The 21282-nt window shown below is 72.8% G+C and carries 18 protein-coding genes; 8 read left to right on the top strand and 10 right to left on the bottom strand.

From position 1 onward, the window contains the following. Positions 1 to 2: 2 nt before the first annotated feature. The 4 genes from QE405_RS17830 to QE405_RS17815 form a co-directional block, all read right to left on the bottom strand. Entirely contained in the window at positions 3 to 1985 is a 1983-nt protein-coding gene (locus tag QE405_RS17830) for a M13 family metallopeptidase (RefSeq protein WP_307205925.1), read from the bottom strand. Between the two features lie 76 nt (positions 1986 to 2061). Further along, complete coding sequence (locus tag QE405_RS17825; protein WP_307203204.1) at positions 2062 to 3033, bottom strand: NADPH:quinone oxidoreductase family protein; 972 nt, start codon at positions 3031 to 3033, stop codon at positions 2062 to 2064. 44 nt (positions 3034 to 3077) lie between these two features. Beyond that, positions 3078 to 4295: a M15 family metallopeptidase gene (locus tag QE405_RS17820; protein WP_307203202.1), complete on the bottom strand. Its 1218-nt coding sequence runs from the start codon at positions 4293 to 4295 to the stop codon at positions 3078 to 3080. A gap of 388 nt (positions 4296 to 4683) precedes the next feature. After that, a complete protein-coding gene (locus tag QE405_RS17815) occupies positions 4684 to 5046 on the bottom strand; it encodes an ArsR/SmtB family transcription factor (RefSeq protein ID WP_307203200.1) in 363 nt (120 codons plus the stop codon). 54 nt (positions 5047 to 5100) lie between these two features. On the opposite strand from QE405_RS17815, the gene QE405_RS17810 reads away from it, so the two are divergent. Then, the gene (locus QE405_RS17810) at positions 5101 to 7047 is read left to right on the top strand and encodes a heavy metal translocating P-type ATPase (protein WP_307203199.1); all 1947 of its coding nucleotides are present in this window, start codon (positions 5101 to 5103) and stop codon (positions 7045 to 7047) included. Positions 7048 to 7293: 246 nt separating this feature from the next. On the opposite strand, the gene QE405_RS17805 is transcribed toward QE405_RS17810, so the two are convergent. Continuing rightward, a complete protein-coding gene (locus QE405_RS17805; protein ID WP_307203197.1) occupies positions 7294 to 7905 on the bottom strand; it encodes a pyroglutamyl-peptidase I family protein in 612 nt (203 codons plus the stop codon). After that, positions 7902 to 8507: a TetR/AcrR family transcriptional regulator gene (locus QE405_RS17800; protein ID WP_307203195.1), complete on the bottom strand. Its 606-nt coding sequence runs from the start codon at positions 8505 to 8507 to the stop codon at positions 7902 to 7904. Before QE405_RS17800 ends, QE405_RS17805 begins: the two co-directional genes overlap by 4 nt. A 58-nt stretch (positions 8508 to 8565) precedes the next feature. Here QE405_RS17800 and QE405_RS17795 point away from each other — a divergent pair, with 58 nt between their 5' ends. Then, the gene (locus QE405_RS17795) at positions 8566 to 10731 is read left to right on the top strand and encodes an acyltransferase family protein (protein ID WP_307203193.1); all 2166 of its coding nucleotides are present in this window, start codon (positions 8566 to 8568) and stop codon (positions 10729 to 10731) included. Here the strand turns inward: QE405_RS17795 and QE405_RS17790 are convergent. From QE405_RS17790 to QE405_RS17780, 3 genes are read right to left on the bottom strand one after another with little or no spacing between them, the layout of a single operon-like run. After that, positions 10640 to 11926: an NAD(P)/FAD-dependent oxidoreductase gene (locus QE405_RS17790; protein WP_307203191.1), complete on the bottom strand. Its 1287-nt coding sequence runs from the start codon at positions 11924 to 11926 to the stop codon at positions 10640 to 10642. The genes QE405_RS17795 and QE405_RS17790 overlap by 92 nt on opposite strands. Before the next feature lie 10 nt (positions 11927 to 11936). Continuing rightward, the gene (locus tag QE405_RS17785; RefSeq protein ID WP_307203190.1) at positions 11937 to 12128 is read right to left on the bottom strand and encodes a ferredoxin; all 192 of its coding nucleotides are present in this window, start codon (positions 12126 to 12128) and stop codon (positions 11937 to 11939) included. After that, the gene (locus QE405_RS17780) at positions 12125 to 13630 is read right to left on the bottom strand and encodes a fatty acid desaturase (protein ID WP_307203188.1); all 1506 of its coding nucleotides are present in this window, start codon (positions 13628 to 13630) and stop codon (positions 12125 to 12127) included. Before QE405_RS17780 ends, QE405_RS17785 begins: the two co-directional genes overlap by 4 nt. 152 nt (positions 13631 to 13782) lie before the next feature. Here QE405_RS17780 and QE405_RS17775 point away from each other — a divergent pair, with 152 nt between their 5' ends. The 3 genes from QE405_RS17775 to QE405_RS17765 all read left to right on the top strand — a co-directional run bounded on the left by QE405_RS17775 (position 13783) and on the right by QE405_RS17765 (position 15708). Beyond that, a complete protein-coding gene (locus QE405_RS17775) occupies positions 13783 to 14298 on the top strand; it encodes a DUF4188 domain-containing protein (protein WP_307203186.1) in 516 nt (171 codons plus the stop codon). Between the two features lie 130 nt (positions 14299 to 14428). Beyond that, positions 14429 to 14947: a hypothetical protein gene (locus tag QE405_RS17770; RefSeq protein WP_307203184.1), complete on the top strand. Its 519-nt coding sequence runs from the start codon at positions 14429 to 14431 to the stop codon at positions 14945 to 14947. Between the two features lie 53 nt (positions 14948 to 15000). Continuing rightward, on the top strand, positions 15001 to 15708 hold the full coding sequence (locus QE405_RS17765; RefSeq protein WP_307203182.1) for a FadR/GntR family transcriptional regulator: 708 nt from the start codon (positions 15001 to 15003) through the stop codon (positions 15706 to 15708). On the opposite strand, the gene QE405_RS17760 is transcribed toward QE405_RS17765, so the two are convergent. After that, entirely contained in the window at positions 15680 to 17161 is a 1482-nt protein-coding gene (locus tag QE405_RS17760) for an aspartate ammonia-lyase (protein ID WP_307203179.1), read from the bottom strand. The genes QE405_RS17765 and QE405_RS17760 overlap by 29 nt on opposite strands. Positions 17162 to 17334: 173 nt before the next feature. On the opposite strand from QE405_RS17760, the gene QE405_RS17755 reads away from it, so the two are divergent. The 3 genes from QE405_RS17755 (at position 17335) to QE405_RS17745 (ending at position 21178) form a co-directional block, all read left to right on the top strand. Continuing rightward, positions 17335 to 18192: an AbiJ-NTD4 domain-containing protein gene (locus QE405_RS17755; RefSeq protein WP_307203178.1), complete on the top strand. Its 858-nt coding sequence runs from the start codon at positions 17335 to 17337 to the stop codon at positions 18190 to 18192. A 611-nt stretch (positions 18193 to 18803) separates the two neighbouring features. Then, positions 18804 to 20264 carry an amino acid permease gene (locus tag QE405_RS17750; protein ID WP_307203176.1) on the top strand — a complete coding sequence of 487 codons (1461 nt, stop codon included), beginning with the start codon at positions 18804 to 18806 and terminating at the stop codon, positions 20262 to 20264. After that, entirely contained in the window at positions 20261 to 21178 is a 918-nt protein-coding gene (locus QE405_RS17745; protein WP_307203174.1) for an asparaginase, read from the top strand. The genes QE405_RS17750 and QE405_RS17745 overlap by 4 nt, the downstream gene beginning before the upstream one ends. Positions 21179 to 21282 lie beyond the last annotated feature (104 nt).

The raw sequence follows: 21282 nt of genomic DNA, 5'->3' as shown, positions 1-21282 counted from the left end.
CCTCACCAGATCCGGACGCGCTGCCCCTCGTCGAGCCACAGGCCGTCGCCCGGCTGCGTGCCGAACGCGGCATGGAACTCGCTGAGGTTCCGCACGATGTTGGCGCGGAACTCCGGCGGCGAGTGCGGGTCGATCGTCAGGTACTGCCGCTCCTGCTCGATCCGCCGCTTCGTGCGCCACACGTGGCTCCACGACAGGAAGAGGCGCTGCGACCCGGTGAGCCCGTCGGCGCCGACCTCCGTCGTCGGACCGCCCTCGGGGTCGAGGCCCAGCGAGATCAGGTACGCCTTGTGCCCGATCGTCAGGCCGCCGAGGTCGCCGATGTTCTCGCCGACGGTCAGCGAGCCGTTGACGTGCTCGTCGGGCAGGTTCCGGGGGCTGAACGCGTCGTACTGCGCCACGAGCGCCCGGCTCTTCGCGTCGAACGCCTCCCGGTCGGCCTGCGTCCACCAGTCGCGGAGGTTGCCGAGGCCGTCGTACTGCGAGCCCTGGTCGTCGAAGCCGTGGCCGATCTCGTGGCCGATCACCGCACCGATGCCGCCGTAGTTCTCCGCCGGGTCGGCGTCGGGCGAGAAGAACGGCGGCTGCAGGATCGCGGCCGGGAAGCAGATCTCGTTGGTGCCCGGGTTGTAGTAGGCGTTGACCGTCTGCGGCAGCATCAGCCACTCGTCGCGGTCGACCGGCGCGCCGATCTTGGCGAGCTGGCGGTCGGTCTCGAAGGCGGCGACGGCGGCCACGTTGTCGACGAGGTCGTCGGGCACGACGACGAGCGCCGAGTAGTCGCGCCACGTCGTCGGGTAGCCGATCTTCGGCACGAACTGGCCGAGCTTCTCGAGCGCCCGCTCCTTGGTCTCGTCCGTCATCCAGTCGAGCGTGCGGATCGAGCGGCGGTAGGCCTCGACCAGGTTCGCGACGAGGTCGTCCATCATCTCCTTGGCGACGGGCGGGAAGTGGCGCGCGACGTACTCCCGGCCGACCGCCTCGCCCACCGCGCCCTCGACGAACGAGATGCCGCGCTTCCAGCGCGCCCGCAGCTCCGGCGTGCCCGACAGGGTGCGGCCGTAGAAGTCGAAGTTGGTCTCGGCGAGGTCGTCGGTGAGGTACGCCGCGAACGCCCGCAGCACCCGCGCCGTCAGCCACAGCCGCCAGCTCTCGATCGGTACGGCGCGGAGCACGCCCGCGAGGTGCTCCAGGTAGGACGGCTGCTTGACGACGACCTCGGCGAGCAGGTCCTCGGCGCCCGCGGAGGCGCCCGAGAGGTTGCGCGCGTAGACCTCCCAGTCGAAGTCCGGGCAGAGCTCGACGAGGTCGGCGAGGGTCAGCAGGTTGTAGGTCTTCTGGATGTCGCGGGTGGCGGCGCGCTCCCAGTGGCCGTGCGCCAGGCGCCGGTCGAGGGCGAGGACCGTCTCGGCCGCCTCGGCGGGGTCCTCCTGGCCGATGATCGTGAACAGCCGGGTCAGGTAGGCGACGTACTTCTCCACGGTCTCCGCGAAGCGCTCCTCGCGGTAGTACGACTCGTCGGGCAGGCCGAGGCCGCCCTGGTAGACGTGGAAGAGGTAGCGCTCGGAGTCGCCCGCGTCGGTGTTGACGTAGGACCCGAAGAAGCCCGTGCCGCCGACGCGCTCGAGCTCGCCGACCAGCGCCGCCAGCTCGCGGAGGTCCCGCAGGCCCGCGACGGCGTGGAGGTAGGGCTCCACCGGGGCGAGGCCCTTGGCCGCGATGGCCTCGGTGTCCATGAAGGAGCGGTAGAGCGCGCTGATCCGCGCCTCGTCGCCCTCCAGGGTCGCCGGGTCGGAGGCCGCGTGGGCCTCCACGATCGCGCGCACCTGCTCCTCCGCCGCGTCGGCGAGCGCCACGAACGGACCCCAGCTGGAGCGGTCCTCCGGGATCGCGGCCGTCGCCAGCCACTGGCCGTTGACGTGGCCGAAGAGGTCGTCGGTGGGGCGCACGGACAGGTCCATGCCCTCGCGGGCTGCATCGAGCATCGTCACGGGGATCACCCTAGGACGGTGCTGGGCGTCGGCGCCCCCACGACCCGGGCGGGTCGTGGGGCAGGTCCCGTCAGCGGACGTGCACGACGAGCTTGCCGGTCGCGCGCCGCTCGTCGAGGTCGCGGAGCGCCTGGGCGGTCTCCTCGAGCGGGTAGGTCGCGCCGATCGGCGGGTCGATCACGCCGCTGCGCAGGTGGGGCAGCAGCTCGGCCCACTGCTCGGCGAGGTAGCCGGGGTTGCGGCGGATGTGCTCGCCCCACCCGACGCCGCGCACGTCGGTGTTGGTGAGCAGCAGGCGGTTCACCTTGATCTCCGGGATGCCCTGGCCGGCCGCGAAGCCGACGACGAGCAGGCGGCCCTCCGGGGACAGCGAGCGCACGGAGTCGAGGAAGACGTCGCCGCCCACGACGTCGACGACGAGGTCGACCCCGCGACCGCCCGTCAGCTCCTTCGCGGCGTCCTTGAAGCCGTCCAGCATGACGACGTCCTCGGCGCCCGCCGCGCGGGCGACCTCCGCCTTCGCCTCCGTCGAGACGACCGCGATCGGACGCGCACCCCAGGCCTTCGCGACCTGGATGCTCGCCGTGCCGACGCCGCCCGACGCGCCGTGCACGAGCACGGTCTCGCCGGGCTGCATGCCACCGCGGCGCAGCAGTGCGAAGTGGGCGGTCAGGTAGTTCATGACGAGGGCGGCGCCCGCGTCGTACCCCACCTCGTCGGGCAGGGGCAGCACCATCGGCGCGGGGGCGGCGACGAGCTCGGCCGCCGACCCGGAGCCGAGGGCCGCGACGACGCGCTGGCCCACCGCGAGGCCGGAGCCCTCGGGGGCGCTGACCACGGTGCCGGCGACGTCGGTGCCGAGGGCGAAGGGCAGCTCGGGCCGCACCTGGTACTGCCCCCGGCTCAGCAGCAGGTCGGGGAACGAGATGCCCGCGGCGTGGACGGCGATGAGCACGTCGTCCGCACCGGGCTGGGGGTCGGGCAGGTCACCGACCCGCACGTCGGCGGGTCCGGTCAACGAGGTCACGGTGGCAGCGCGCATGGGGGCACGCTACCGAGCGAGCGCTCGGGACGGGGAGAGGGGCGTCAGCGCGCCTCGACGAGCTGCGACATCTCGAAGTGCATGGGGTCGGTCCAGCCCCAGTCGCCACCCCAGGTGAAGCCCCACTTCTTGAAGATCTGCACCACGGACCGGTCGATCTCGCCGACCGTGCCGCGGCCGTTGCCGGGCACGTTGAGGTCGAGCGCGATGCCGAACGAGTGCAGCGAGGGCTGCGTCGTGTTGGCGATGAAGCGGGGGTAGTAGCACCCGCCGTACTCGCCCGGGTGGATCTTGTCCGCCAGTCCCCGCTCCACGATCTCGCGGAGCGCCGCCTCGAGCTGCGGGAGCATCACCTTGTGGCAGGTCACGGTGCCGAGGATCGGCACCTGCTGGGTGCGGATGTTCTCCTCGACCCACGCCGGGTCGGGCGCGATGCGGCCGCCGGAGAGCACCTGGTAGTTGAACGTGCCGACCGCCGCGGCCACCGAGCCGCCCGTCAGCACGGCCGTCTGCTGCACGGAGATGTCGAGGTCCGGGCCGAGCACCTGCACCGAGGCGCCGTCGCCGGCGAGCTCCTGCAGCGCCGGACGCACCTCCTGCGGGGAGGCGGAGCCGGTGGCGATGAGGAGGGCGTTGTCGCCCGGGATGCCGAGGGACTCGCCCCAGCTCTTGTTGACGACGCCCTGCACCCGGGTGACCTGCGGGGCCAGCGCACCGACGTGGAGGTCGGGCGCGCCCTCCTCGTTGCCGAGGCGGAGGTAGCCGTCCGCGTCGCGCAGCGTCTCGCCGACGTCGGTCGGCACGGCGATCTCGCCGGCCGCGACGCGGGTCCAGACGTCGAGCAGCTGGGCGCTCTCGGCGGGGGTGAAGCGCCGGTACGTCGCGGGATCGACCGCCGCGACGGTGAGCACCTGGTCCTGGACCGGGATCTGGGCCAGGCCGATCGGCTCGGCGACCTCGACGCCGGGCAGGTCGCGGATGGCCGCGATCGTGTCGTCGTCGAGCTCCTCGGTGGAGGAGACCAGCATGTCGGCGCCCAGCAGCGGCTCCGTCAGCTCGCCGGGGGCGTCCGTCGCGTGCTCGGCCATCTGCTCGATGCGCGGGTCGGCGGCGGTGCCACCCTGCGGGGGTGCGGCGGGTTCCGTCGTCGTGTCCGCCGCGGCACCCTCGACCTCGTCCTCGACGGGCTCGGCCGTGCAGCCGGCGAGCACGACGGCGACCGTCATCGCGGCCGCAGCCGCGGCGCGTCGCGTCCTCTGCATCGAGCCCTCCCCTCCGACGGGGAAGCGTACCGCCCAGTAGCGCACGTCACACGCGGTCCCGGGCTGGGCTGCGTCGAGCTGGGTCGTACGGCGCGGCGTGCGCGTCGAGTTTGGTCGTACGGCGCGGCGTGCGCGTCGAGTTGGGTCGTACGGCGCGGCGTGCGCGTCGAGTTTGGTCGTACGGCGCGGCGTGCGCGTCGAGTTTGGTCGTACGGCGCGGCGTGCGCGTCGAGTTTGGTCGTACGGCGCGGCGTGCGCGTCGAGTTTGGTCGTACGGCGCGGCGTGCGCGTCGAGTTTGGTCGTACGGCACGGCGTTGGCGCCGAGTTGTCGCGTACGCCGCGTCGCACCGGCCGCAACCGCGGCGTACGTGACAACTCGGCGCGGGGTCAGGCCGGGTCGTCGCCCTCGCGCGGTCGCGGCGCGGCACCCAGGTGCTCGGCGTGGTAGATCGCCTGGTCGATGAGCTCCGACAGGTGGTTGTCGAAGAGCGTGTAGATCATGTGGCGCCCGCGGCGCTCGGACTCGACCAGCCCCATCGTGCGCAGCAGGCGCAGCTGGTGGGAGACCGCGGGCTGCTCCATCCCGACGGCGGCGACGAGGTCGCCGACGGTCATCGGCCCCTCCTGCAGGTTGGCGAGGATGAGGAGCCGGCTCGGGGTGGCGAGCGCCTGGAGGGTCGCCGCGACCGACTTCGCCGTCGCGGGGTCGAGCCGCGCGCGCGACGGGCGGTCGTCGATTCCATGGCCCACCCGCGGAGCATAGCGTTGCCAAATATGCAGATGTGTTCATGTAACAATCCAGGCATGAGCAGCACGACCCTCCCGCACACCACGACGGCCGCCGCCCGACCCCTCCCCCGGCCCGCACCCCTCAGCCGGACCATCTGGCGAGTGGCCGAGGCCCGGTGGGCGACGGCCGCCACGGCGCTCTTCGCCGTCGGCGGCCTCGTCGACCTCCTCGACGGACCCCTGTGGCTCGCCTGGACCCTCTACCTCGCGTGCTACCTCGCCGGCGGGTGGGAGCCGGCCCTCGCCGGCCTGCAGGCGCTGCGCGAGCGCACCCTCGACGTCGACGTGCTCATGGTCGTCGCCGCGATCGCCGCCGCGTCGATCGGCCAGGTCTTCGACGGCGCGCTGCTCATCGTCATCTTCGCCACCTCCGGGGCCCTCGAGGCGATCGCCACGCGCCGTACCCAGGACTCCGTCCGCGCCCTCCTCGACCTCGCCCCCGAACGCGCGACCCGGCTCGCCACCGACGGGGCGGAGGAGGTCGTCGACACCGCCGACCTCGTGCCCGGGGACCTCGTGCGCGTGCGCCCCGGCGACCGGATCGGCGCGGACGGGACGGTCGTCGACGGCGCCTCCGACGTCGACCAGGCGTCCATCACCGGAGAGCCGCTCCCCGTCCCCGCGACGGTCGGCACCCCGGTCTTCGCGGGCACCGTCAACGGCGCCGGCGTGCTGACCGTCCGGGTCGACCGGGCGGCCGCCGAGTCGGTGGTGGCCCGCATCGTCGCGATGGTCGAGGAGGCGTCGGAGACCAAGGCCCGCACGCAGCTGTTCATCGAGCGGGTCGAGCAGCGCTACGCGGCCGTGGTGGTCGTCGCGACGCTGCTGCTCCTCGGCGTGCCGCTCGCCCTCGGCGCGGCCTTCGAGCCCACCCTCCTGCGCGCGATGACGTTCATGATCGTGGCCTCGCCGTGCGCGATCGTCCTGGCCACCATGCCGCCGCTGCTCGCCGTCATGGCCAACGCCGGTCGCCACGGCGTCCTCCTCAAGTCGGCCGTCGCGCTCGAGCGCCTCGCGCAGGTCGACCGCGTGGCCTTCGACAAGACGGGGACGCTCACCCTCGGCTTACCGGAGGTCGTCGCCGTGACCCGGCTGTGCCGGACCGTCGCGGAGGACGACCTCGTCGCGCTCGCCGCGGCCGCCGAGCGCGGGAGCGAGCACCCGGTGGGTCGCGCGGTGGTGCGGTACGCCGCGGAGCGAGCCCTCGCCGTACCCCCCGCCACCGACTTCCTCGCCACCCCCGGGCGGGGGGTCCGGGCCACGGTCGGCGGCCGCGTCGTCGAGGTCGTCGCGCCCCGCGGTCTCGAGGTCGCCGCCACCGAGGCCGTCGCCGCGCACGAGGAGGCCGGGCGCACCGCGGTGGTCGTGGTGGTCGACGGCCGGCCGCACGGGGTGGTCGCGCTGGCGGACCGGGTCCGGCCCGAGGCCCCGGCGACCGTCGCCGCGCTCGGCGCGCTGACCGGCGGCGAGCCGGTGCTCCTCACCGGCGACAACCGCGCGGCGGCGGCCGCGCTCGCCGACCGCACGGGCATCGCCGAGGTGCGGGCGGGCCTGCTGCCCGAGGAGAAGGCGGCCGCCGTCCGGGACCTCCAGGATGCCGGCCACCGCGTCGCGCTGGTCGGCGACGGCATCAACGACGCGCCGGCGATGGCGACCGCCCACGTGGGGGTCGCGATGGGGCGCAGCGGCTCGGACCTCGCCACCCAGACGTCCGACGTCGTGCTCGTGCGCGACGACCTGACCGCGCTCCCCCGGGCGGTCGCGCTCGGCCGCCGGGCCGAGCGGGTCGTGCGGGCCAACCTGGCCTTCGCCGCCACCGTCATCGTGGTGCTCGTGACGTGGGACCTCGTCGCCACGCTGCCCCTGCCGCTCGGCGTCGCGGGCCACGAGGGGTCGACGATCGTCGTCGCCCTCAACGGCCTCCGCCTGCTGCGCGAGAAGGCGTGGCGCGATGCGGTGTGAGGCGCCCGGGGTCTCGCCGAGTTGGGTTGTACGCCGCGGCGTCCGCGTCGAGTTTGGTCGTACGCCGCGGCGTAGGCGTCGAGGTGGGACTTACGCCGCGGCGTAGGCGTCGAGGTGGGACTTACGCCGCGGCGTAGGCGTCGAGGTGGGACTTACGGCGCCGTACGACCCAACTCGACGCACCTGCCGCGCCGTACGACCCAACTCGACGCACCTGCCGCGCCGTACATCCCAACTCGACGCAGGTCAGTCGACGATCCCGCCGACGGTCGCCAGGTCGGGGCCGTCGTGGTCGAGGAGGGCGCGGAGCATGGCGGCCAGCCCGCGCGCCAGGTCGGGCAGCGCCACCTCGGCGGTCGTCGGCACGTGCACGAACCCCGAGGGCACCCCGCTGCCCGCGAGCAGGTGCTGCAGCCGGAAGAAGACGTGGTTGCAGACGAAGCTGCCCGCCGTGTGCGACAGGTCGGCGGGCACGCCCGCCCTGCGCAGCGCCGCGGTGGCGGCCTTGACCGGCAGGGTGGAGAAGTACGCCGCGGGCGCGCCCGCCACGACCGGGACGTCGCACGGCCGGGCGCCGGCGTTGTCCGGGATGCGGGCATCGTCGAGGTTGACCGCGACCCGCTCGGGCGTCACGCCGGAGCGTCCGCCGGCGAGGCCGAGCGCGGCCACGAGCGACGGCCGGTGCTCGGCGACGAGGGCCGCGAGCCGGTCGCCGGCGGTGCCGAACTCCACGGGCAGCACGGCGGTCACCAGCGGCTCCGGGCCGGTCCAGGCGTCGGCCAGGAGCGGGAGCACGTCGCCCGAGGGGTTGTCGGGGTCACCGGCGAAGGGCTCGAACCCGGTGACGAGCACCGTCATGCCCGCCCCAGCACGCGCCCGGCGATCCAGACGAGCGTCTCGGCGGTCTCCTCCGGAGGGCCGCCGGGCTGCATGACGTGGCTGAGCACCGTGCGCACGATGACGTCCACGCTGGCCGCGAGCTGGGCCGGGGGCAGGTCGATGTCGTAGGTCGTGATCCGGTCGAGGAGCACCGTGCTCGCCGTCGCCAGCAGCGACTGAGCGTGGGTGGTCAGCAGCGGCAGGAGCTCCGTCTCGGCGCCGTGGGTGGCGGACACGACCGCGTGCAGCAGCTCGTTGTCCTGCGCCAGCTCGAGGATGCCCCGGCAGGCCGTCCGCAGCGCGTCGAGGATGTCCGCGGGGTGGGCGTCGAAGGCCCGGTCGACCTCGGCGAGGAAGCGGGCGAGCTCGTTGAGCACCATCGCCTCGGCCAGGTCGGGCTTCCCGCCCACCTCGTTGTAGACCGTCTGGCGGCTCACCCCCACCTCGGCCGCGAGCCGCGCCATCGTGACCTTGCCCCAGCCGTCGCGGCCGGTCAGCAGGGTCGCGGCGTCGAGGATCCGGTCGCGCAGGGTGAGCGGCTCCCCCGGCGCGGCGGCCTCCCCGATCTGCTGCGCAGCCATGGGTCGATCCTAGTGATAGCCCGGACGCCGGAGCCCCGCGCCTGGTAGCAACTACCCCGTGCCAGCAGGACGGAACGACATCCAGGGCCTCCGCGCCCTCGCGGTGCTCGTCGTCGTCGCCCACCACCTGGCGGGCCGCCCGGCGGGCGGGTTCGTCGGGGTCGACGTGTTCTTCGTCGTCTCGGGCTTCCTCATCACCGGCCTGCTGCTGCGCGAGCACGAGCGCACGGGGACGATCTCGTTCCGGTCCTTCTACGGTCGCCGCGTCCGGCGCCTGCTGCCCGCCGCGGTGCTCGTGCTGGCGGTGACGGTGGCCGCGACCGGCCTCGTGCTCGGCGCCGCCCGGGCCCGCGACACGGCGGTCGACGCCGCCTGGGCGCTGGTGTTCGCCGGCAACTGGCACGCGGCCGCCGAGGCGGTGGACTACTTCCGCGCCGACGGCCCGGTCTCGCCGCTGCAGCACTTCTGGTCGCTCGCGGTCGAGGAGCAGTTCTACGTCGTGTGGCCGGCGCTCCTGGCGGTGGTGCTGGGGCTCGCGGCGCGGCGTACGTCGCCGGCCCGCGCCCGCCTGGCCCTGGGCGCCACCGTGGCGGTCCTCGCGGCCGCGTCCCTCGCGTGGGCCCTCCACGTGACGGCGACGGCGCCCACCGCGGCGTACTTCTCCACCGCCGCCCGGGCGTGGGAGCTCGCCGCGGGGGCGCTGCTGGCCGTCGGCGCCGGTGCGTGCTCCCGCCTCCCCGACGGGCTGCGCCCGCTGCTGTCCTGGGCCGGCCTGGCCTGCATCGTGGTGTCGGTCGGCTGGGTCGCACCGACCACTGCGTTCCCCGCGCCCGGCGCGCTCCTGCCCGTCCTCGGCACCCTGCTCGTGCTCGCGGCAGGCACCCACGGGGACCCCGACCACCAGCAGCGGTGGCTGTGGCCGCTGACGAACCCGCTGAGCCGGTGCGTCGGGGACCTGTCCTACGCGCTGTACCTGTGGCACCTGCCCGTGATCGTCCTGGGCGTGCCGCTCGTCGGGGACGGCGCGGGCGCGCTCGCCGGCCTGGCGCTCCTGTCCCTCGTGCTCGCCGCCGCGACGTACCACCTCGTCGAGGACCCCCTCCGCCACGCGCGCTGGTCGCGTCCGCGCCCCCGGTCCCGCTCTCGGAGCCGCTACGGCCTCGCCGGTGCCGTGACGACGGTGCTCGTCGCCGCGACGGCCACCGTGGTGGCGCTGCAACCGGGCAGCAGCGGCACGACGCCGGACGCCGCGGAGGTCGCGGAGATCCGGGCGCTGACGGCCGCGTCGTACTCCCCCGCGGTCGCCGACCTCCAGACCGCCGTCCGGGTCGCGCTGGCCACGGACGACTGGCCCGACGACCTGTCACCCGGCGTCGACGAGGCGATCGCGCAGGAGGACGTGCCGGAGGACGTGGACCGGTGCGGCCAGGTCGAGCACGTCGACGTGGCGGGCTGCACCTGGGGCCACGAGGACGCCACCCGCCGTGCCGTCGTCGTCGGCGACTCGATCTCGCTGTCCTACGTCGTGACGCTCCGCGACACGTTGCCGGACGACTGGAGCCTGACCGCCCTCGGCGCCTTCGGGTGCGCCTTCACCGACAAGGTGCGCGCCCACCCCGACGCCGACGTCGTGGCCGGCTGCGAGCACCGCAAGGAGCTGGCGGCCGACGCGATCCGCGAGCTCGAGCCCGACCTGCTCGTGGTGGCGAACATGTACGTCCCCCGGCCCGTCATCGGCAAGCGCGTGCCGATGACGCCCGAGGAGTGGCGCACGAGCACGGAGACCGAGGTCGCGCCGCTGCGCTCCGCGGTCGGCCACCTGGCCTTCCTGGCACCGCCGCCGTCCGACGTGGACATCGCCGACTGCTGGAGCCGCGTGGCGTCCCCCGCCGACTGCGAGGGCCGGGTCACGGCGTCGTGGGAGGCGATGGCCGACGCCGAGGTCGCGCTCGCCGCCGACCTCGGCGCGACCTACGTCGACAGCCGCGACTGGTTCTGCGCCGACGACCGCTGCCCCGCGTTCGTCGGCACGACGCCGGTGAAGAACGACCTCGTGCACATGACGCAGGCCTACCAGCGGGTGATCGAGCCCGCCGTGGCGGAGCGCCTCGCCGAGCTGGGCGTCTACGGACTCAGCGCGGCGCCGGCGCCCCCGCACCCGTCGCGAACGCCACCGCCTCCTCCCACGGACCGCGGTCGAGCACCCGCCGCCTCAGCTTCATGACGACGCGGGGCAGGTCCACGACGAAGGCGCCGACCACGCGGTCCTCCCGCCGGTAGAGGACCACGAGCCCCCCGCCCGTCGCGAGCTCGTCGACGACGACGCGCGCCTCCTCCGCGCGCGGCGTGCCGACGAACTGGAGGCGGTGGCCGTACCAGTCCGACCAGAAGTACGGCACCGTCACCACCGGCTCCGCCGCCGCCGGGTCGAGGGCGTGCCGCGCCGCCGCGGCACCGTGGTCGGCGGCGTTCGTCCAGTGCTCGAGGCGGTGCTGCTCGCCGTCGAAGAGCGGGTTCTCGACGTGGGCGACGTCGCCCGCCGCCCACACGCCCGGCACGTTCGTCGCCATCGTCGCGTCGACGAGCACCCCGCGGTCGCCCTCGTGCAGGGCGACGCCGCTGCCCTCCAGCCACGCCGTCGCCGGGCGTACGCCGATGCCGAGCACGACGAGGTCGGCGGGCAGCGTGGTGCCGTCGGTGAGCCGTACGGCGCGCACCCGCCGCCGTCCGTCCGGTCCGTCCGGCGCGTCCTCCTCCAGCCCGGCCACGCCCACGCCCAACCGGAGGTCGGTGCCCGCGGCCCGGTGCAGACCGACGCACGCGACGCCGACCTCGGCGCCGACGGACCGCGTCAGCGGCACGTCGAGGGCCTCGACGACGGTGACGGGCAGGCCCCGCTTGCGAGCCGCGGAGGCGACCTCGGAGCCGATGAACCCGGCCCCGACGACCACGAGCCGCGCGCCCGCCTCGAGCGCCTCCCGCACGCGCCGGGCGTCGTCGACGGTACGGAGCTGGGTGACGCCCTCGAGCGGACCGTCGGGTCCGTCGGGGTCGGTGCCCGGCAGCCACCGTGGCACCGACCCGGTGGCGATCACGAGCGCGTCGTAGGGCAGCCGCTCCTCACCGAGGAGCACCTCGCGCGCCGCGGTGTCGAGACCCGTGGCCCGCACCCCGAGGCGGAGGTCGACCCGCAGCTCGTCCCGCAGCGCCTCCACGGTGCTCAGCTCCATCACCTGGCCGGCGCCGCGCTGGCCGTCGAGGTCGAGGAAGGCCTTGGACAGCGGGGGGCGGTCGTACGGCGCGTGCACCTCGTCGCCGACGAGCACCAGCTCCCCGTCGTACCCGGCGCGCCGCGCGGCCTCCACGGCCCGCAGCCCCGCGAGCGACGCTCCCACCACGACCAGCCGCTGCACACTCATGCGGCCATCCTCACCCCTGCAGCGTGAGCGCGAGCACGGGGCACGCGTCGACCGCGGCGGTCAGGTCGGTGCGGTGCTCCTCGCCGGGCTCGGCGTCGAGCACCTCGACCACCCCGTCCTCGCCGACCTCGAAGAAGTCGGGCGCCATGGCCTCGCACATGCCGAGGCCCTCGCACTTGCCCAGGTCCGCCCCGATCCTCATGCCACGCTCCTGTTCTCGGTGGTCGCCGAGCCGACCGTGTCCGGGTCCACCGGCACGAAGTCGACCTTGTCGCGCACCCCGCAGTCGGGGCAGGTCCAGTCATCGGGCACGTCCGCCCAGGCCGTGCCGGCCGCGAAGCCCTCGCGCTCCTCGCCCGCGGCGACCGTGTAGACGTAGGCGCACCCGGGACACTGCGCGGCGAGCACCTCGTCGAGGCCCTCGATCTCCACGCGCGACGCGTCCTCGAGCGCGGCCTCGGCGGCGAGCCGGTCGTGCGCCGCGGCGCGGAGGGCGGCGGCCCGCGCACCGTACTTCTTCTCCACCCAGGCACGCTTGCCGGGCTGGACGTTGATCCGGTCGAGGTCGCCCTCGACGTGGCGCAGCACCCGCTCGTCCATGACCCGACGCCACAGGGGCGGCACGGCGGCGAGCACGATCATGCCGGCGTACCCGGTCGGCAGCACCGGGGACTCCTCGAAGTCCCGCAGGGTCTGGTAGCGCCGCGTCGGGTTCGCGTGGTGGTCGCTGTGGCGCTGCAGGTGGTAGAGCAGCACGTTGGTCGCGATGTTGTTGGAGTTCCAGGAGTGCTGCGGCAGCACGCGCTCGTAGCGCTCCTTGCCGGCGCGGCCGACCTTCTGGCGGAGCATCCCGTAGTGCTCCAGGTAGTTGACGACCTCCAGCAGCGAGAAGCCCACGACGGCCTGGACGACGAGGTACGGCAGGATCCCCACCCCCAGCCACGCCACGAGGCCGATCCAGAGCACGGCCGACATGACCCATGCGTTGAGCACGTCGTTGCCGGGGTGGAACGGGTGCGTGCCCTTGCGGCGGTAGCGCTTCGCCTCCAGCTCCCAGGCGCTGCGCAGCGAGCCGAGGACGGTGCGCGGCCAGAAGCGGTAGAACGTCTCCCCGAAGCGCGAGCTGGCCGGGTCCTCCGGCGTCGCCACCCGCACGTGGTGGCCGCGGTTGTGCTCGATGTAGAAGTGGCCGTAGAAGCTCTGCGCGAGCGCGACCTTCGAGAGCCAGCGCTCGTTGGCCTCCTTCTTGTGGCCCAGCTCGTGCGCGGTGTTGATGCCGATGCCGCCGATGCACCCGATCGAGATCGCGATGCCGACCTTCTCCCAGGTCGCGAGGGTCTGGCCGAACACCTCGCCGCCCGCAATCATCCACATCGCGGCGACGAACCCGGCGTACTGGATGGGCAGGAAGAGGTAGGTGATCCAGCGGTAGTAGCGGTCCTGCTCCAGCTGCTCGATGACGTCGTCCGGCGGGTTGGAGCGGTCGAGCCCGGTCATCAGGTCGATCGCCGGGACGATGCCGAGGATGACGACGGGGCCGAGCCAGAGCCAGACGCCCCAGCCGGTCAGCGCCCACATGCCGATGGCGACGAACGCCAGCGAGGGCACGACCAGGCCGATCAGCCACAGGTAGCGCTTGCGGTCCTTCCACTGCTCCGTCGAGCCGGCGGGAACGGTGCCCGCCACCCTCTCCACGTCTGCCATCCGCCGGCTCCCTTGCTGTCGTGTGGCCCCGCTCACGTCGGGCGTTTGACAAACCATAGGGAGATGTAAAGCGCTTGACAAGAGGGAGCGGAATGTAAAGTCGCGGCTCTCTGTCAGGCTCGGGGTACCCGCCACCCCCGAACGGAGACGAGATGACCGACGCACCAGCCGGACCCCAGCTCGGTCGGCACGTCGCCGTCCCGGGCGACGGGACCGTCCTGTTCCTCATCGGGATGCGCATCAACCGGCTCCACCGGGTGCGGTCGTGGCTGCCGATCACGCGCGCGATGCCGCAGATCCTGGCCGAGCTGGAGGCGCACCCCGAGGACGGCCTGCTCAGCTCCCGCGGCTTCTGGTCGGGCCGCGTGGTGATGCTCGTGCAGCACTGGCGCAGCGCCGAGGACCTCGGCCGCTACGCCCGTCGCCGCGACCGCCGGCACGCCGCGGCGTGGGCGGCCTTCGACCGCGCCACCGCGTCGTCGGGGGACGTCGGGGTGTTCCACGAGACGTACGTCGTGCCGGCCGACGGCATCGAGAGCCGGTACGTCGACATGCCGCCCTTCGGGCTCGGCGCCGCCACGGCGATCGTGCCGCGGCGGGGCGGGGGCGGTCGGGGGCGGCGGTCGCGGGCCGAGCGGCTCGTGGTCGGGGCGGAGGACGCGGACTGAGTCGGTCGTGGGGCGGGCGGGCGCCGGGCCGGGCCCGGAAGTGTGCGGCTGGTGCGGGTCGCCGGCGGTCCGAGCTGCCCAGGTGCACAGTGCGAAGCTCCCACCACGAGGCTCCGACAGGGAGGGACCGATGACCGAGCACATGCTCAGTGGCCCGTGGGCCACACGCGACCTGTGGGTCGCTCCCGAGTGGCAGGGCAAGCCGCGGTTCGGGCCCCACCTGCTCCCCGACGGCCGGGACATCCTCGACCTCATCGAGAGGGGCGACATCGAGGAGCTCGGGTTCGACGTGTGGTTCAGGCAGGTCGAGGGCTCGCGCGGTCAGCGCTTCGGCGACCTGCTGTGGGCCGGGGGCCTCGCCACCAAGGTCGTGTCGCGTCGCTTCGTCGATGCACTGGAGGACCTGGGGGTCGCGGGCGACGTCCGGACCTACCCCGCCCGCCTGTTCGACCGGAAGATGAGGCCGATCGAGAAGGACTACGTCGGCCTCGTCGAGCCGACGGGTGGGGACGGCGAGATCCATGCCGCGCATCCCACGCTGCGCAACATGAGTCTCGTGGTCAGCTCCCGGGTCCTTGAGGGACTCCAGGAGCGTGGGGTGACCGACTACCGGGCGGAGCCCTACGTCCCGTTCGCACTGCCGACGTAGGGCCCGGCCACGCGGGATAGGCTGCTGCACCTGCGCGGCGAGGGGGAGGTGCGATGACCGACGGATGGCTCGACCGCCCTGTCGCGATCAACCGCAAGAACGCCGCCGAGGCCGTCTTCGACGACCTCCGCGCCGCGATCGAGTCGGGGTCGCTGCCCGTGGGCACGCGCCTGCCCGCCGAGGCGGGGCTCGCGACGCGCTACGGCGTCAGCCGCCCCGTCGTCCGCGAAGCGCTTCGCTCGACCCAGGCCCTGGGCCTCACCCGGACGCGCACCGGCAGCGGCACGTACGTCGTGGCGACCTCCCCGGCCCCCGAGCTCACCTACGGCTCCTACTCGGCACGCGACCTGATGGAGGCGCGCCCCTTCATCGAGGTCCCGTCGGCGGGGTGGGCGGCGGAGCGGCGTACGCCGGAGCAGCTGGAGGCGCTCGTGGCCATCGCCGCGGAGATGGACGCCGAGGAGGACCCCCACGCGTGGACCGAGCTCGACTCGCGGTTCCACTCGGCCATCGCCGAGGCGTCGGGCAACCTGCTCTTCCGCAAGGTCGTCGCCGACGCGCGCGAGGCCCTGAGCCAGCAGTCGGAGGTCGTCAACCTCGTCGCCCACCGGCGCGAGGCCTCCAACGCGGAGCACCGCCGCATCCTCGCGGCGATCGAGGACGGCGACGGTGCGGGCGCCAGGGAGCGGATGGCCGAGCACCTGCACGAGGTCGCGCAGGTGCTCAGCACCCTCATGGACGGGTCGACGCCTCCGGCGTGACCGGGTGCTGCGGGATCGCGGCGAGGCGCTCGGGGCGCAGCGCCTCGGCGAGCGCGTCGGCGTCGAGGAGCCCGCGTTCCAGCACGATGTCGGGCACGGTGCGCCCGGTCATCAGGGCCTGCTGGGCCACCTCGGTCGCCGCGTAGTAGCCGATGATCGGGTTGAGCGCCGTCGCGAGCCCGATCGAGTCGCGGACCCGCGCGGCCATGACCTCGACGTTGGCGCCGATGCCGTCGACGCAGCGGTCGGCGAGCGTGCGGCAGGCCGCCGCCAGCTGGGTGATGCTCTGCAGCAGCGCGTGCACGATGACGGGCTCGAAGGCGTTGAGCTGCAGCTGGCCCGCCTCCGCGGCCATCGTGACGGTCACGTCGTGGCCGATGACCGCGTAGGCCACCTGGCTCACCATCTCCGGGATCACCGGGTTCACCTTGCCGGGCATGATGCTCGACCCGGCCTGCATCGGGGGCAGCGTGATCTCACCGAAGCCGGCGCGCGGGCCGGACGACAGGAGCCGCAGGTCGTTGCAGGTCTTCGACAGCTTCACCGCGACGCGCTTGAGCACGCCGGAGAGGTGCACGAAGGCGCCCGGGTCCTGGGTCGCCTCGACGAGGTTGGCGGCCGTGACGAACGGACGGCCCGTCAGCCGGCCGAGGTGCGCGCAGGCCAGGGCGGCGTACCCCTGCGGCGCGTTGAGCCCCGTGCCGATCGCCGTCGCGCCGAGGTTGATCTCGAGCAGCAGGGTGGCTGCCTCGGCGAGCCGCGCGCGGTCCTCGCCGATCATCACCTCGAACGCGGAGAACTCCTGGCCGAGCGTCATCGGCACGGCGTCCTGCAGCTGCGTGCGTCCCACCTTGACGACGGTCGCGAACTCCGCCGCCTTCCGCGCGAACGACGCCTCGAGCCGCACCATCGCCGCCAGCAGCTCGTCGAGCGCCGTCACCAGGGCGACGTTGACCGCGGTGGGGTAGGCGTCGTTGGTCGACTGGCTGAGGTTGACGTGGTCGTTGGGGTGCAGCCGCGAGTAGGCGCCCTTCGGGTGCCCGAGCAGCTCGAGCGCCCGGTTGGCGATGACCTCGTTGGCGTTCATGTTGGTCGAGGTGCCGGCGCCACCCTGGATCATGTCGACGACGAACTCGCCGTGGAGGGCTCCCCCGCGGATCTCCCGGCAGGTCGAGACGATCGCCTCGTACCGCTCGTCGTCGAGCAGGCCCAGCTCGTGGTTGGCGGCCGCCGACGCCTGCTTGACCACCGCGAGGGCCGAGACGAGTGCCGCGTGGTGACCGATCGGCGTACCCGTGACCTGGAAGTTCGCCACCGCCCGCGCCGTGTGCACGCCCCAGTAGGCGTCCGCCGGCACCTCGAGCTCGCCGAGCAGGTCGCGTTCGGTGCGGGTCGCGGGGACGACGGGCAGGTCGAGGGGGGTGTCGGTCAGGTCGGCGGCGGGGTCGGCCACAGGATGCTTCCTTCTGTCAGGCTGTCTTACAGATCAGGGTATGACCGCATGTCAACGCGGTCAACAGGCCACTGGCACCGTCGCAGCCGACTGTCGGGACTAGGTGCGATCCGGGCCGAACTGTCGGTCCGGCGTGCTACCAAGGGTGCTCCACATATCGAAGGGGGCCGTTGGTGCCGTCGTTTTCCGAACGCATGGGCTTCGTTGAACCACGAAGTGTCGTCCAGAAGAACTCGATCGACCGTCCCTTGCGGAACCGCCTCTGGGATGTCGCCGATGCAGCAATGTCCGGCGAGTTCCGGTACGAGACGCCGAGTGCCACGCGGATGGCGCCCAGAATCTGGTGCGGTTTCTTCCACCGCACCCGTGACTCGATACCAGCGAGCGCAAGTACATTCAAACGGCAAGTGCGGGATTCCTTCTTTGCATTCGAGTGGAACGAGGTCTACGACTTTGTGGAGTTCGTCCTGAGGAACGCCCCCCTCGGAACCGGAGAGATTGGAAACCTGGGCAACCTTCTGAACAGGTCGCTCTCGGAGCATCTTTCCGCCTACCGCTGGGTCGGCGGCGAGTTTGTCCCCGTCTCAGACGAGGAGAGCATCGGAGCGCTGGAGCGCGCCCTGGAGTCACCTTTGGTTGGCGTCCGTACCCATATCTCCAAGGCACTTGGACTGCTGTCCGACCGCTCAAACCCGGACATTCCGAACAGCATCAAAGAGTCGATCTCCGCAGTCGAGTCCATGGTCTCGTCGATCGTCGGACAGAAGACGACAATGGGGGCGGCGCTCAGCAAGCTGGAGGGTGCCGGCATGCTTCTCCATCCCGACCTTCGCGAAGGCTGGAAAAAGCTCTACCACTACACAAGCGACGGTGACGGCATCCGTCATGGCATGCAAGAGGAACGCGATCTCGATGTCGATGACGCGCTCTACTTTGCGGTCGCCTGCTCAGCCTTCGTTTCTCTGCTGACCGCAAAGTCGGCGAAGTACGGCATCGAATTGAAGCCGGTCGAGAAGGTCAAGAAGCCTTGATCGCGAAAACCCCGCCCGGTGCGGCGGCACGTTCGGCTAGAGCCAACTTGCTGTCGCTGCGCCTGGGTAGCCGTTGACCCAATGGACCCATTGGTCGACAAGGGGGACGGTGGCTCTGCGGCGCTGAACGTACGGCCGTAATCAGCGGCAGGTGAAGGTCGTTGCTCTCAAGCCGCCAGAGGCGCAGTAGTTCGGTCGAGAACCGTTGCATCGCTGATTGGCCAAACCCCCATCCGCCACGACGCCGCCGCCAGCCGTCGGGACTGCGCAAGCGACGCCACTGCCCGGTAGCCCTCGTCCCGAGAACTCATGCTCACCACCCGGGGACGGCCGGCCTGGTGCTGGATGCGAGGGTCCAATCCTGAGTCATCAACGGCGGTTGCGCGCACTTGAGGGAGAGCGCCGAAGGGGCTCAGAGTTATCGCCGCGTCGGCAAGACGTTCGCTCCGTGACCCACAGAAGACGGCTACGTAGGCCGCGTTCCCACGGAGCCCGCCACGACCCGGTTCTTGACGCACACCGCCACGCCGTGCGACCGTTCCCGCCGATGTGATCTGTCATACAGGTTGACAGCCTGGCAGATCGGCCCCTCACACGACCGCGAGGTTGACATGACCACCGACCAGACCGGCACGGCCCCCGTCGTGCACCCGGAGGAGGAGGCGGGCTTCCGCCAGGGCCTCCGCCCGCGCCAGATCCAGATGATCGCCATCGGCGGCGCCATCGGCACCGGCCTCTTCATGGGCGCCGGCGGGCGGCTCGCGGACGCCGGCCCCGCGCTCGTGCTCGTCTACGCGCTCTGCGGCTTCTTCGCGTTCCTCGTGCTCCGCGCGCTGGGCGAGCTCATCGTGCACCGGCCGTCGTCGGGCTCCTTCGTCTCCTACGCCCGGGAGTTCTACGGCGAGAAGATGGCCTTCGCGGCGGGCTGGCTCTACTGGCTCAACTGGGCGATGACCTCGGTCGCGGACGTCACCGCGGTCGGTCTCTACATGAACTTCTTCAAGCAGTACGTCGACTGGCTCGCCCCGGTCGACCAGTGGGTCTTCGCCATGGTCGCGCTCGTGCTGGTGCTCGGCATGAACCTCCTGAGCGTCACCGTGTTCGGCGAGCTCGAGTTCTGGTTCGCGCTCATCAAGGTGGTCGCGCTCGTGACCTTCCTCGTGGTCGGCATCTGCTTCGTCGTGCTCGGCACCCCGGTCGACGGCCACCAGCCCGGGCTCTCGCTCATCACCGACAACGGCGGGCTGTTCCCCAACGGCGTACTGCCCGCCTTCGTGGTCATGCAGGGCGTCGTGTTCGCCTACGCCTCCATCGAGCTCGTCGGCACCGCCGCCGGCGAGACGCAGAACGCCCGCGAGGTCATGCCCCGCGCGATCCGCACCGTCATCATCCGGCTGGCCGTGTTCTACGTCGGCTCGGTGCTGCTGCTGGCCCTGCTCCTGCCGGCCTCGTCCTACAGCGCCGGGGAGAGCCCCTTCGTCACCTTCTTCGGCTCGATCGGCGTCGAGGGTGCGGACATCATCATGAACCTCGTCGTGCTGACCGCGGTGCTCTCCTCGCTCAACGCCGGCCTCTACTCCACGGGCCGCATCCTGCACTCGATGGCCGTCTCCGGCTCGGCTCCCGCGGCGCTCGCCAGGATGAACGGCAACGGGGTGCCCTACGGCGGCATCGCCGTCACCGCCGTCGTCACCGCCCTCGGTGTCGTGCTCAACGCGATCGTGCCGTCGCAGGCCTTCGAGATCGCCCTCAACCTCTCGGCGCTCGGCATCATCAGCGCCTGGGCCGTCATCATCCTGTGCCAGCTCAAGCTGTGGCAGCGCGCCCGGCAGGGGCTGCTCGAGCGACCGTCGTTCCGCATGTTCGGCGCTCCGTGGACGGGTTTGCTGACGCTCGTCTTCCTCCTCGCCGTCGTGGTGCTCATGGCCTTCGACGACCCCATCGGCACCTGGACGGTCGCGTCGATCGGCCTCATCGGGCCGGCACTCGTGGTGGGATGGTTCGGCTGCCGCGGACGGATCGCGGCCCTCGCCGCCGAGCGCGGCGGCACCCTCGAGAGGAGCCCCGAGTGACGGTCGCCCTGGTCACGACCGGCGGCACGATCGCCAGCGTCCGCGGCACGGACGGCGCCAGCACCCCCGTGCTGGCCGCCTCCGACCTGCTCGCGGGTGCGATGGCGGCCGGCGGGCCGGCCGTGCGGGTCGTCGACCTCCTCGCCAAGGACTCGGCCGTCCTGACCCTGCCGGACATGCAGCGCATCAGCGACGCGGTGGGCGAGCAGCTCGCCGACCCGTCCTGCCAGGGCGTCGTGGTGGTGCACGGCACCGACGCCATGGAGGAGACCGCGCTCCTGCTCGACCTGCAGCACCGCGACCCGCGACCGATCGTCGTCACCGGCGCGCAGCGCACGGCCGACGCGCCCGACGCCGACGGGCCGGCCAACCTCCGGGCGGCCCTCGCGGTGGCCTCCGGCGCCGGTTCACCCGACCGCGGGGTCGTCGTGGCGATGGGTGGCCGGGTGCTCCGCGCGACCGGCCTCGCCAAGCGCAGCACCGACGCCATCGACGGGTTCGTCGACACCCCCGGCCTGGGCCGGCCGCCGCACCTGCCGGCCCGCGTCGACGGCGTCCGGATCGACCTCGTGGCCGTCCACCCGGGCGGCGACGCCCTCCACCTCGACGCCAGCCTCGCGGCCGGCGCCCACGGCCTCGTGCTCGTCGGGCTCGGCGCCGGCAACGCCACGCCCGCCGTGGTCGACGGGGTACGGCGGGCGGTCGCCCGCGGCGTACCGGTCGTGGTCTCCACCCGCGTCCCCGAGGGCGAGCTGTCGGCGGGGTACGGCGGGGGCGGCGGGGGCCACGACCTCGCCGCCGCCGGCGCGGTGCTGGCGCGGCTCCTGCGTCCCGGCCAGGCCCGCGTGCTGCTCGCCTCGCTCGTGGCCGCCGACGCGGACGACGCCGCCCTGCGCGCCGCGTTCGCGGTCTGAGGCGTGGTGACACTTTCCCCGGTCGACCGGGGAAAGTGTCACTTGGACCATCAACATTGATGGTCTAAGCGGCGTGTTCCCCGGTCGACCGGGGAAATTGCCGG

The sequence above is a fragment of the Nocardioides zeae genome (assembly GCF_030818655.1).
GTDB lineage: Bacteria > Actinomycetota > Actinomycetes > Propionibacteriales > Nocardioidaceae > Nocardioides > Nocardioides zeae_A.
Note: the sequence above shows the minus strand (reverse complement) of the source record. Positions and strands in the feature narration are given on the sequence as shown.